8 protein-coding genes are annotated in these 12251 nt (G+C 66.3%); 4 read left to right on the top strand and 4 right to left on the bottom strand.

From position 1 onward, the window contains the following. On the bottom strand, positions 1-749 hold a 749-nt coding region (locus tag RCI06_RS05985), incomplete at its 3' end, for a transglutaminase-like domain-containing protein (RefSeq protein ID WP_306574998.1). Between the two features lie 134 nt (positions 750-883). Here RCI06_RS05985 and RCI06_RS05980 point away from each other — a divergent pair. The 4 genes from RCI06_RS05980 (at position 884) to RCI06_RS05965 (ending at position 9552) form a co-directional block, all read left to right on the top strand. Continuing rightward, positions 884-2056, top strand: a complete 1173-nt coding sequence (locus tag RCI06_RS05980) for a transglutaminase domain-containing protein (RefSeq protein ID WP_306574995.1) — start codon at positions 884-886, stop codon at positions 2054-2056. Between the two features lie 23 nt (positions 2057-2079). Next, positions 2080-7296, top strand: a complete 5217-nt coding sequence (locus RCI06_RS05975; RefSeq protein ID WP_306574994.1) for an Ig-like domain-containing alpha-2-macroglobulin family protein — start codon at positions 2080-2082, stop codon at positions 7294-7296. A 95-nt stretch (positions 7297-7391) separates the two neighbouring features. Beyond that, positions 7392-8414 carry a LacI family DNA-binding transcriptional regulator gene (locus RCI06_RS05970; protein ID WP_172439244.1) on the top strand — a complete coding sequence of 341 codons (1023 nt, stop codon included), beginning with the start codon at positions 7392-7394 and terminating at the stop codon, positions 8412-8414. A 13-nt stretch (positions 8415-8427) separates the two neighbouring features. Beyond that, on the top strand, positions 8428-9552 hold the full coding sequence (locus RCI06_RS05965) for a 4Fe-4S dicluster domain-containing protein (RefSeq protein ID WP_306574992.1): 1125 nt from the start codon (positions 8428-8430) through the stop codon (positions 9550-9552). Between the two features lie 79 nt (positions 9553-9631). Here the strand turns inward: RCI06_RS05965 and RCI06_RS05960 are convergent, their stop codons facing one another. From RCI06_RS05960 to RCI06_RS05950, 3 genes are read right to left on the bottom strand one after another with little or no spacing between them, the layout of a single operon-like run. Beyond that, entirely contained in the window at positions 9632-10927 is a 1296-nt protein-coding gene (locus RCI06_RS05960; protein WP_101551598.1) for a uracil-xanthine permease family protein, read from the bottom strand. Between the two features lie 21 nt (positions 10928-10948). Continuing rightward, positions 10949-11179, bottom strand: a complete 231-nt coding sequence (locus RCI06_RS05955; protein WP_276870650.1) for a hypothetical protein — start codon at positions 11177-11179, stop codon at positions 10949-10951. Further along, a complete protein-coding gene (locus RCI06_RS05950) occupies positions 11176-12105 on the bottom strand; it encodes a nitrilase-related carbon-nitrogen hydrolase (protein WP_306574989.1) in 930 nt (309 codons plus the stop codon). Before RCI06_RS05950 ends, RCI06_RS05955 begins: the two co-directional genes overlap by 4 nt. Positions 12106-12251 lie beyond the last annotated feature (146 nt).

The raw sequence follows: 12251 nt of genomic DNA, 5'->3' as shown, positions 1-12251 counted from the left end.
GTGGGGACATACGCCTCGGGGCAGGCGGGGACGGCCAGCTCGGTGAGGATGGTTTCCCGCTGTCCGGGCGTGATCGCGCCTCCGTAGTAGGCCGCGAGGGATTCTCCCCAGCGGTGGTCGGCGAGCATCGTCCGGTCGTCCCGAAGGAAGTACCGGAAGCTCACCCGTCCCGATTTGACGACGTTCTGTTCGAGCTGCGGGTCGAGGTGGTACCATTTCCCGTCGAGCTGTACGACGGTCCACGCGTGGTCGACGAATTCCCCCTCGACCGAGATCGTGAGCCCCGACACATATTGCGCCTTGTAGCCCATCCGCCGCAGCAGCACGGCCATTGCGGCGGCAAAGTCCTCGCAGGAGCCGACGCCGAAGCGCAGCGGGCTGAGGGCGCGGTTTTCGAGGTAGGGGGGCGGCGCGTCCGGGTCGCCGTGGTACCGCCACGCGTCGAGGCCCACCGGGTCGGCGAAGTAGACGTTTTCGATGAGCCAGAGGTAGGCCGCGCGGATCTCCTCCGCGGGCGGCAGCTCCCGCGCCAGAATCGGCGCGGCGATCCCGTCCGCCAGCGAGGCGATCCACGCGTTTTCGAGCGGCAGCGCCGCGCGCCCGGAGGGCGCGGGCGCGGCGCTCTCCGCTCCCGGCGGAGCCTCGGCGGCTTCGGAAGCGGCCGCCGGCGCGGGAGGCGGCGGCTTTGCCGGCGCGCCGCAGCCCGCGAGCAGGAGCAGGGACAGAAATAAAGCGACGAATTGTTTCATAAGGGTTCTCCCGTCGGTTGGTACCCTCATTATAATGGGATAGGGCGGGAAAAGCAAATATTCGGTTGACAGCTGTCCCCTGCGGAGGGTACAATTTTGTTAATAGAGTGTGTACATCAGAGGGAGGTGCGGGGATGCGGCGGATGCTGGCGGCGGTCCTGGCGCTGCTTTTTTTGTTCGCGGGCTGCGCGCGGGCCGCGCCGCTCCCGGAGGACGAACCGCCCGCCGCGCCTGCGCGCCCGGAGGGCTACGCGCGCTCCCTGCTGGACGGGGAGGGGCGCGCCGCCTACGACGAACTCTGCTCTGCGGCGGAAGGCTGGCGGGTGGGGGAGGAGATCCCCCTTGCTTCCCCGGCGTCCGCGCGGACGATACAGGCGGCGTACGACGCGCTGCTGCTCGACCGGGCGGAATTCTACTGGCTGCGCTGTGAAATCCCGGCGGGGGAGCGGGCCGACCGATTCACCCTGGCGGTGGAGGAGGGACTCACCCTCCCGGCGGTGCGGGAACGACAGCGGCAGATCGACGCGGCCGCGGACGCCCTGCTGGACGGCATGGAGGGCCTGCCCGCCCCGGAGGCGGCCGTGCGGGCGCACGACGCGCTCCTGCGCCGCGTCTCCTATGAGGAGGGCGCGCAGGACGGTGACGCGGGCAACCTCTACGGCGGACTGGTGCGCTGCGGCGGGGTGTGCGGCGCCTACAGCCGCGCCTACCAGTACCTCATGCAGCGGCTGGGCGTGCCCTGCGCCTTTTTGAGCGGCACGAGCGTGCGGGGAGTCCCCCACGCGTGGAACGCGGTGAAGCTGGAGGACGGGTGGTACTACGTCGACGCGACATGGGACGACCTGCCCGACGAGACCGGCTACCTCTACCACGACTACCTGCTCGTCACGCTGGAGGAGATCTCCCTCGAGCACTTCCCCGAGCCGGGGCAGTACCGCGAGCTGCCGCCGGGGGACTCCGACCGCTACAGCTACTACCGGCAGTTCGGCTACTGCGCCGACCTCGGCGACCCCGACCCGGTCGCGGCGATGGCGGCGGGCTTCGCCCGCCGGCTCGCGGACCAGCCGCTTCCGGCGGCCAGGCAGCCCGTCTTCCTCGAAATCAAGCTCTTCGGGGAGTACGAGGCGTTTACCCGCTGGCGGGATATCTACCACAGGGACATCTTCCCGTTGCTGCGTGCGGTTTCCGCCCGGCTGGAGGAGGAAAACATCCCGGTGGAAATCGACACGACCGGCTACATCGAATATAACTACAACGACAATACCCAGGTGCTGACGCTCTTTCCGAACGCGTCGGCGTCCGTATGAACGACCGGAAAGGAGAGCGCGCCATGTCTGAGTTTGACGACAACCGCCCGCAGAATGAAAACGGGGACCCCTCCCCGCAGGAGGAGCCCCGCCCCGCGCCGGGGCATTCTGGGGAGGACGCGGGGGCCGCGCCCCCGCCGCGCGATGGGAAGAAGCCGAAGCTCAGCCGTCCCGCGCTGATCGCGCTGGCCGTGCTGGCGGTCTTTGTACTGATCGGGATCGTGGGCTGGTGCATCACCCTCAGCTTCCCGAAAAACCCCGTCAACGCCCCGGCGGCGCCCGTGGAATCCGAGCCGTCCGGCGAGTGGAGCTACCCCTCGCAGGACGCGATGAAGACGCTCACCGTCGACGATTTCTACCTGCCGCTCGACGGGGCGGTCCGCGTCCGCTGCGACGTTCCCGCCTCCCAAAACGGCCTGTCGGCCGGCTTCCTTGAGGAGAAGGTTACCTTCGACCCGCCGGTGGAATTCACCGTCGGGCAGGAGGATGAGAAGTGCTTCCTCCTGTATGTGGAGGACGGCAAAAACCTCAGGGACGCCCGGCTCAAAATCAGCTATTACAACAGCGACTACGACTACGAAACGGTGGTGGATTCCCACTTCTCCGCACGGGTGAGCCTCGGGGAGGGGGCGGCTGGAATCCCGATCGAGGGACCGATCTTCGTCGAGTTTTCCGACGAGCTCGACCCCGCGTCGGTCGCGGGACAGGTGCAGCTGCGCCTGCCGTCCGGCCCCGACGCGGAGGCGGAGGGCAAGGGGAGGAGCGTCCCCTGCCGGGTGAGCGCGGAGGGCAATCTCGTCAAGCTCGCGCCCGAGGCGATGCTCGATTATAACACGAACTACTCCGTGACGGTTCCGGCGGGCTTCGCCTCGAAGAACGGCCTGGCCCTCTCGACGGCGCGGGTGATGGAGGTGCGCACCGAATCGCGCGACTTCTCCCTCATCATGACCAACCGCGGGGTCAACACCTTCCACCCGGACGACGAGGTCGCGCTTGAATACCAGCTCGACACCGTCGCCAAAAAGGGACGCGAGGCCACCGTCACCCTCTGCCGGCTGACCGGCTTCGACCAGTACGCCGACATCCTGCTCGGCCGGGACCCGGAGAGCGCACCCGAGGCGATCGGACAGGCGCGCACCGAGCAGATGAAGGAGGGCCTCAACACGGTCGCCTTCCCGAACCCCGGCAGGGGCTACTACGCGGTCGTGACGACGGTCATCGACACCAAGACGAAGGAGCCGGTCACCGACTACAAGGCCTTCCAGGTTGCGACCGCCTCCCTCTACATGCAGTCGGCCCAAAAGCAGATGCTCCTCTGGCTCAACGACTCCGCCACGGGCGGCAGCCTCGCGGGCCACACCGTAAGGTTTACCCAGGACGGGAAGGAGGTCGCCTCCGCCGTGACGGGGGAGGACGGCAGCGCGGTCTTTTCCTTTGAGCCGCCCGCCTATGAGGACCCGGCCGCGGCGGAAAGCTACTACGGCAAGGGGATGCCCCCCGCCAAGCCGGTGCTCTTCACGATCTACGACCCGTCGGGCGTGCCGGTCTACGCGGACGTCACCCGCGGCATGACGACCGAGGCGTACTACTACGGCGGCGACTTCGGGCGCAGGGAGGACCGCTACTATGCCTTCTTCTATCTCGACCGGGCCCTCTACCGCCCGACCGACACGGTCCACTTCTGGGGCTACCTGAAGCCCTACCGGATGAACCGCGGAGCCATGCCGTCGGCCGTGACGGTCACCCTCGACCCGGACGGCGTCAACCAGCAGGTGCGGGCGGCGGTCCAGGCGGACGGCACCTTCACGGGGGAATTCTCCTTTGAGCAGATCGTGAGCCAGGATTACATTGTGCAGGCGACCATCCCCTGCACCCCCTACACCGACCCCTACAGCGGCGAGGTGGTGACCACCCGCACGCTTGATTCGATCTACATCGACGTCAAGGAGTTCACCACCCCCGCCTATACGATCGCGGGCGAGGTCGACGGGATCATCTACCGTTACGGCGACGAGGTGACGGCGACGATCACCCCCACCTTCTACGACGGGACACCGCTCCCGAACTACCCGCTCGAATTCAGCCTCTTCAACCCCTACAGCGGCAACTTCGAGGCGGTGCGCACCGTGACGACCGACGCCCAGGGGGTGGCGCGCGTCACCTTCAAGGCGGGGGAGGGGGTCACCGAGGGCAAGTCCTCCTGGACGCCCCGGGCCGGTTACTACTACGTCAAAATCGCAAACGACGGGGAAAACGTCACCTTCCAGGGCCGGTACGTCTACGTCCCCGCCAACGTGATGCTGCGCCCCTCGCTGCGCTTCGGCGCGGACGGCAACGCCTCCCTCACCGTGCTCGCCAACCGCATCGACCTGAGCCGCGTCACGAGCCGGGAGCAGGCGGACGGCCTGATCGGCGGCTACTACGACTACAACGACAACTACGACAGGAAGTACGACGTCCTCGTCGGCGAGCCGGTCGACATGCAGCTCTCCTTCGACGCGCGGTACGACTATTATGATCCCAAAGGGGAGTACCAAAGCGGGAAGGTCGGCGGCATGGTTCCGCTCACGGCCGGGCGCGGGACGCGGGAGGCCCTCATCGAGCAGGAGTTCGACGGGAACTATTACGCCTATGTGAGCGCGAGCGTCTCCTACCGGGCCAACGGCAGCGAGATCGTGGCGGGGGCCTACGCCGACAACGGCAAGCCGTGGCCGGGCGACCGGGACGCCGAGAAGGAGGCGATCCGCGGCTACACCTTCGACATCTACAAAAACGGCGCGCGCAAGCCGGTCCAGCAGTATGAGCAGTACCTCGCGCGCAGCTTCGTCGAGGCGGACGTGGGGGACACCCTGCGGTTTGAACTGCGGCACGAGGGCGCGCCGGTCGGGGACGCGAACGGCCGGATGCTCTACACCTTCCTCCAGGACGAGATCGTGGGGCGCGGCGACGCGGGCGACGGGTTTGAGCTGACGGTGGGCCAGCAGCACGCGAACAGCATCCTCGTCGTGGCCGCCTACTTCGACGGGCGCGACGTGCACGCGGTCAGCAACGCCTACGTGCGCACCAAAAACGAGAGCATGGCGCTCACCGTCGAGGCGTCTACCGACAAGGAGGCCTACCGGCCGGGCGAGCAGGTGACGGTGAAGGCGAAGGTCACCGACCGCGCCGGCAGGCCGGTGAGCGGCGAGATGGTCGTGAGCGTCGTGGACGAGGCGATCTTCGCGCTGCGCGAGCAGTACTTCGACGTGCTCAACGAGCTCTACGGCGAGCTCGATTTCTACACCTACTACGTCTATAAATACACGACCTCCGCCGGGGACATCGACCCCTTCAACCAGAGCGGAGACGGCGGCAAGGGGGACGGCGACAACCTGGCGGCCTACGACAGCTTCCGCAAGAACTTCAAGGACACCGCCGCCTTCTATCCGCTGCGCAGCGACGCGAACGGGGACGCGTCGGTCACCTTCACGCTGCCCGACAACGTCACCTCCTGGCGGATCACAACGATCGCGATCGGCGACAACCTCTACGCCGGGTCCTCCAAGACGAATTTCGCCGCGACGCTGCCCTTCTTCGTAAAGCCGGTCATCAGCCCCAAATACATCGCGGGCGACGAGGTGGCCGTCCTCGTGCAGGGCCACGGCGACGCGCTCTCCGAGGGGGATGAGATTTCCTACCAGGTCCGCGTAACCGGCGACGGGGTCGACCGGACCTTCGACGAGACGGGCAGGGCCTACCAGCCGGTCCAGCTCAACTTCGGCAAGCTCGCGGAGGGCGAATACACCGTCACGTCAACCGCGCAGTTCGGCGGGATGCGCGACACGGTGGAGCTGCCGCTCGCGGTCATCCACAGCAACCTCGAGCTTGTCGTCAACCGGGAGATCGACCTGCAAAAGCCCATCGACATCCAGGCGATGCGCTACCCCGTGACCATCACGATGTACGACGAGGAGTTCGAGCCCTACTACCTGAGCGTCTCCTCGCTGCTCACCCACTACTGCTTCCGCGTCGACCAGCGCATGTCGCGCTATGTCGCCAAGCGGGCGCTCTCGTCCCACCTTGAGCCCGAGCAGCTGCCGCAGCACATCCGCGCGGACGACGGCGACGTTGCGGGCTTCCAGAACGCGGACGGCGGCATCGGCTGGTATGTGAACGGGCCGAGCGACCCCGAGGTCACCTTTAAAATCCTGCTTGCGGCGGGGGACGAGTACAGCAAGCCGCGGATGCGCGTCTACTTCGCCGCGGCCGCGGAGGATTCCTCCGCAGACCCCGTTGCGCGGGCGGCGGCCCACGCGGGACTGGCGGTGCTCGACCCGTCCCACACCGCGAAGATCCGTGAGATCCTCGCGGCGGGCAACGTCCCGTTCGAGGAGCAGCTCTACTACATGGCGGGCCTCGCCGCCGCCGGGGAGCGGCAGGAGGCGCGGGAGCTCTATGACGGGATCGTCACGCCCAGGCAGCGTACCCACGGGCAGGAGAAGTGGCTGGAGTTTTCCAACCTGCCCAAGGACTACCAGCGCAGCGCGGAGAACCGCCGGTGCACCACGCTCGCGTGGATCACCGCCTCCGAGCTGGGGCTTTCCGACGCGGACGCCTACGCCTACTATTTCGCGCGGGACCGCTGGCGGATCGGCTCGGTGCTGGAGTGCATGATCTACGTCGCCAACTTTGACAGGCCGGTGCCCGCCCCCGCGAAGTTCACCTGCACCGCGGGCGGCGAGACCCGCACGGTCGACCTGGGCGCGACCGGCCGCGCGACGATCACCCTCAACCGCGGCGACATGGAGGGCCTCGCCTTCCATGGGGTCCCCGACACGGTCAGGGCGACCGCCTACTACATCGGCGAACCGTCCGAGGTCGGCATCAAGCAGTCCGACACCGTCCATGTCCGGAAGGATTTCCTCCCGATGGAGGGCGGCAAATACAAGGTCACGCTGACCGTCGACTTTGAGGACGCGGCCTCCTACGGCTACTGGAACGTCAGCGACTGGGTGCCCTCCAACATGCGCCTGCACACGGTGGCGAAGCAGCCGCAGAGCAACCAGTTCTGGGTCAACTGGACGCAGGAGAACCAGAAGATGTATTTCGAGTTCTACCGCGACGAGCGCAGCCCCTCGCGGGTGCTCATCGAGTACTACATCCAAAAGACCTACGACGCCGAGGCGGTCGTCGACCGCACCTATGTCATCTGCGCCGATTCGGGCGAGAACGCCAACACCGAGCGTTCCACCCTCGGCTGAAAAGCGCAGGGGGCCCGCAAACGCGGTTTGCGGGCCCCTTGCTTTTCGGCATGAAACTTGTTACAATGGGGAAAAACAGGACGGGAGGTGGCGCCATGAATGTCAGGGAGATCGCAAAGCTCGCGAACGTTTCGATCGCGACGGTCTCGCGCGTCATCAACCGGCCGGAGGTCGTGCTGCCCGAGACGCGGGAGCAGGTGCTCGCCGTGATGCGCAAGGTCGGCTACAGCCCGGCGCCCCACGCGGGCGGGGGCGCGCAGCCCAAGGCGGTCGGGCTTTTGGTGCCCGACGCGGAGGACTACCTTGCCATCCGTCTGATGGCGGGCATCGAGAGCGTCGCGGCGCGGCGGGAGCACGCGGTCTACCTCTGCAGCACCAAGGGCGGCCCCGACCGGGAACGGCAGGCGATCGCGGGCGCGCTCGAACAGCGGATGCGGGGGCTCGTCATCTACACGAACACCCTCTCCGCCGAGGACGCCGCCGACCTGCAGCGCAGGCGGGTGCCCTTTGTGCTGGTGGGGCGGAGCGAGGCCGCGCCCCGGCATAACGCCTGCTACATCAACTACGAGGAGGGCGGCTACCGGATGGTGCGCCACCTGCTCGAGCTGGGACACCAGAAGTTCCTGCTCCTCTGCGAGGCGGGCTCGCCCAACATTGAGGCGCGCATGTGGGAGGGGCTCTGCCGTGCGCGGCGGGAGCTGATGACCGGGCCGGGCGGCGACCGGGTGCTGCACGCCGAGGGCGGCTCGATCCGCGCGGGCTACGACGCCGCGCGGGAGGTGCTCGCCGGGGAGCGGCCGGACGCGGTGTTCGCTTCGAGCGACGAGCTCGCGCTCGGGCTGATGAAGGCGCTGCAGGAGAACGGGGTCGGGGTGCCCGGGCAGATTGCGGTGACGGGCTTCACCGATTCGCCGGTCGCGGGGGTGGTCACCCCCGAGCTGACCACCGTCGAGCAGCCGACCCACCGCCTCGGCATGGTCGCGGCACGTATGCTTTTTGATCTGATCGACGACGAGAGCCTGCTTGACGGTACGCCGCAGGAGATCGTGCTGCTGCCCAAGCTGAAGGTCCGGAACTCGTGCGGCAACCGCAAACCGATCAATACGCTGTTTGAATAGCGAGGTGAGGAAGTTGGAATACAAGCTGGATTTTATGGGCCTGCCGCTCAAGAACGCGGTCATCGTGGCCGCGGGGCCGTGGGCCGGGGACGCGCGCAGCATTCAGAAGTGCATCGACGCGGGCGCGGCGGCGGTCATCACCGAGACGATCGTCATGGAGGAATCCGCCCTGTTCGGGCCGCGGGTCTACTATGAAAACGAGGAGCTGCTCAACATCTCCCTCTACGGGCACCGGCCCCTCGAGGAGTGGGAGGAGCAGGTCGAGCGCATCCACAAGAAGGGGAGCTTCCTCATCTGCAGCATCCGCGGGTCGAGCCCGTCGGAGCTCGCCTACATCGCGCGCCGCGCGGAGCGGCTGGGGGCGGACGCGCTCCAGCTCGACCTCTTCGCGCCGATGGACGCGATGCTCGAGGAGATCAACATGCGTCCCGAAAAGCTCTACGAAATGACGAAATGCGTGACCGGCACGGTGAAGATCCCCGTCATGGCGCGCCTGCCCCACAACATCAGCGCCTCGACCGCCTACATCCGCGCGCTCGAGCGCGCGGGGGTGTCGGCCATCAGCGCGATCGAAAGCCTGCGCGGGATCTCGGGCGTCGACCTTGAAAACCGCCGGACTAAGATGCCCACCTACGGCGGCTACACGGGCAAGCACATCCGTCCCGTCTCGCTGGCGGCGACCGCGACCCTCTCCCAGATGACCGACTGCCAGATCTGCGGCGTGGGCGGCGTGGAAACCTATGAGAACATCCTCGAATTCATGATGCTCGGCGCGGCCACCGCCCAGCTCGGCTCGGTCATCATGCTCAAGGGCTACGACGTGATCACCGAGACGGTGAAGGGTCTGGCGGGCTGGATGGAGTCGCACGGCTGCCAAAGCTACGGCGAGATCATCGGCGCGGCGCTCCCGACCCTCTCCCCCTACGAGAAGATCGAGCGGATGCGTGCGGTCAGCTGCCTGACCGAGCCGTGCGGCGACCGCGCCTGCGGGCTGTGCGTGCGCGGCTGCATGTACGAGGCGCTCACCTTCGGAGAGGACGGGGTCCGATGCGACCCGGCGCTCTGCACCGGCTGCGGGCTGTGCGTCCAGCGCTGCCCCAGGGGCATCCTCAAGCTGAAAAAGGCCCCCCGGGCCTGAATATCCCGTAACAGCAATGCGGCCCCGCCGGCAGACGCCGGCGGGGCCGCATTCTATTTCAGGAAAGGGGTCGGTCGGGTTATTCCGCTTTCGCGGCTTCCTTCGCCTTGGCTTCCTCGGCACGCTCCTCCGCGCTCTTGTTGGGGAGCACGAGGTTGAGGATGATGCCCGCGATGGCCGCGATGGCCATGCCGCCGAGGCTGATGCCGCCCGGGAAGGTGAAGGTCGCGCCGCCGACCGCGAGGATGAGGATGGCGCTGGCGACGATCAGGTTCTTGGGCTTGGAGAAGTCGACGCGGTTTTCCACGACAGTGCGCACGCCGACGCTCGTGACCATGCCGTAGAGCAGGATGCCCACGCCGCCGATGACCGGATTGGGGATCGAACGGCAGAGCGCCTCAAACTTGGGCACGAAGGCGAAGAGCGCCATCCACACCGCGCCGCAGCGCACGACGAAGGGGGAGTAGATGCGGGTGACGGCGAGCACGCCGGTGTTCTCGCTGTGGATGGTGAGGGACGGGCCGCCCAGGCAGGCGGACACGCAGGTGGCGCAGCCGCAGGCGAAGAGGGAGCGGGGCAGGCCCGGGTTTTTGGTGAAGTCCTTGCCGACGGTGGTGCCGACCGCGATGACGTCGCCGATATGCTCGATGCAGGGGACGATGGCGGCCGGGGCGATCATGATGATCGCGCGCACGTCGAATTTCGGGAGGGTGAAGTTGGGGACGCCGAACCAGGGCGCGGCCAGCACGCCGGAGAAATCGACGAGGCCGAAGGGGATCGAGATGAGGTAGCCGCCGACCAGCGCGAGCACGATGGTGAGGATCTTGGTGAGGCCCTTGCCGAAGATGTTGACCACGATGGCGATGCCGAAGGTCAGCAGCGCGACGATCCAGTGCTCGGAAGCCGACGAGACGCCGACGTTCGCGAGGCAGAGGCCGAGGACCATGATGATCGGGCCGGTGATGACGGGCGGGAAGACCTTATGGATCCGCTCGGTGCCCAGCAGCTTTAAGAGCAGGGCGAAGAGGAAATAGAAGCACATGACGAAGATCAGTCCGCCCTGCGCGTAGGGGACGCCCATTTCGCTGATGATGACCGTCAGCGGGGCGATGAAGGCAAAGGAACCGCCCAGGAAGGCCGGGACGATGCCCTTGTCGACGAACTGGTAGATCAGTGTGCCGATGCCCGCGCAGAAGAGGGTGACCGACACGTTGAGTCCGCAGAGGATGGGGACGATGATGACGCCGCTCATGGCCACGGTGTTTTGCAGGCCGAGGAACACCATCTGCTTTTTGGTGAAGTTTACCGAAAGGTCGCTCGGGGAGACGAAAACCGGCTCCTGGGTGGCGGCCGAGGTGTTGACGTTGTCACTCATGGATACTGCCTCCTTCTTTCATCAGCTCGCGTTGAACGCGCAGTAAAATTCCGCGGCGCAGGAAAATTCGTCGAGGGGCACCTTCGCCAGCAGCTCCCGGAAGGGGGTGTAGCCGTCGGGGGAGGTGCGGATGGGCTCGCCGCCCACCTTTTCGATGATCTCCGCCTTGGACGCGGGGAAGGTGATGGGGCGCATGGCGATCGCCACGTAGTGCCCGGTGAGCAGGTAGGGGATTTCACGCATGTAACTCATTTTCCTTCACCTCCGAAATCGTAGGCGTTGTACTGGTTGCGCTGTTCGCCCTTTCCGCCCAGGTCGCGGCAGGAGGCGCCCCGGTGACGGAAGGAATAGAGGAAGGTATTGGTGACGCTGCTCTCGTGCAGCTTATCCACCAGACCCGGATAGAGGTCTGCCTTGACCAGGTAGGGGACGCCCGCCGGCGCCTGGGTGATGACGTTGCCGTCGGGCGCGACGATCATGCTCTTGCCGAACGCGGAGCAGGCCGCCTCGACGCCCACGCAGTTGACGGCCACCACATAGCACTGGTTGCAGTAGGCGCCCATCTTGTTGGTGATGTCCCAGCCGTTCTCCCAGGGGCTCATGTAGTGGGTGGGGCGCACGATGATGTTCGCGCCGTTGTAGGCCGCCTCGCGCCAGATCTCGGGATAGTCGCCGTCCGCGCAGACGATGGTCGCGATCTTCGAGCCCTTGGGTCCGGGCGTGACGGGGCACTCCCAGCCGGGATAGTGCCGTTCGGTGGGGATCCACGGGTTCATCTTGACGTAGCGGTGCACGACATCGCCCTGGTCGTTGATCATGATCGCGCAGTTGCCCGGGCTGTCGTGCCCGTCGAGCTTCAGGATGACGCTGAAGATGCCCCACACGCGCAGGCGCGCGCACGCCTCCTTGAGACGCCCGACCTCGGGCGAGTCGAGCGTGAGCACCACGTTCAGGCGCTTGGTCGGATGCATCCCCTGCACGGCGAACTCGGGCGTTACGAACAGGTCGTAACCCGGAAATCCGCGCGCGCCCGTCTCCATGAACTGGATGACGGTGTCGATGTTCTGGTTGACTTCCTCCATGCAGTCGGCGTGAATCGGTTCCATCTGCGCACACACAACGCTCAGGACCTCGGTCTCCACCTTGCCGCCGACACCATGGCTGCTTCCAATGATCATTTGCTCCTCCTCCTTTATGGTTTGATATCTCGCCGCCGCAAAGCAGTGGTCGTGAAACTATGTAACATGAAAGGACATAAAATAGGAATAATTTTCCATTTTGCCCTCCCAATTTATAGTCAATTCTGACAAAAAATTGAGCAGAC

Origin of the sequence: Anaerotruncus massiliensis (ex Togo et al. 2026), assembly GCF_030825285.1 — a bacterium.
GTDB lineage: Bacteria > Bacillota > Clostridia > Oscillospirales > Ruminococcaceae > Anaerotruncus > Anaerotruncus massiliensis.
Note: the sequence above shows the minus strand (reverse complement) of the source record. Positions and strands in the feature narration are given on the sequence as shown.

Coding starts and splice junctions, on each gene's coding strand:
- RCI06_RS05980 (WP_306574995.1), top strand. CDS start 884: ATGCGGCGGATGCTGGCGGCGGTCCTGGCGCTGCTTTTTTTGTTCGCG.
- RCI06_RS05975 (WP_306574994.1), top strand. CDS start 2,080: ATGTCTGAGTTTGACGACAACCGCCCGCAGAATGAAAACGGGGACCCC.
- RCI06_RS05970 (WP_172439244.1), top strand. CDS start 7,392: ATGAATGTCAGGGAGATCGCAAAGCTCGCGAACGTTTCGATCGCGACG.
- RCI06_RS05960 (WP_101551598.1), bottom strand. CDS start 10,927: ATGAGTGACAACGTCAACACCTCGGCCGCCACCCAGGAGCCGGTTTTC.
- RCI06_RS05955 (WP_276870650.1), bottom strand. CDS start 11,179: ATGAGTTACATGCGTGAAATCCCCTACCTGCTCACCGGGCACTACGTG.
- RCI06_RS05950 (WP_306574989.1), bottom strand. CDS start 12,105: ATGATCATTGGAAGCAGCCATGGTGTCGGCGGCAAGGTGGAGACCGAG.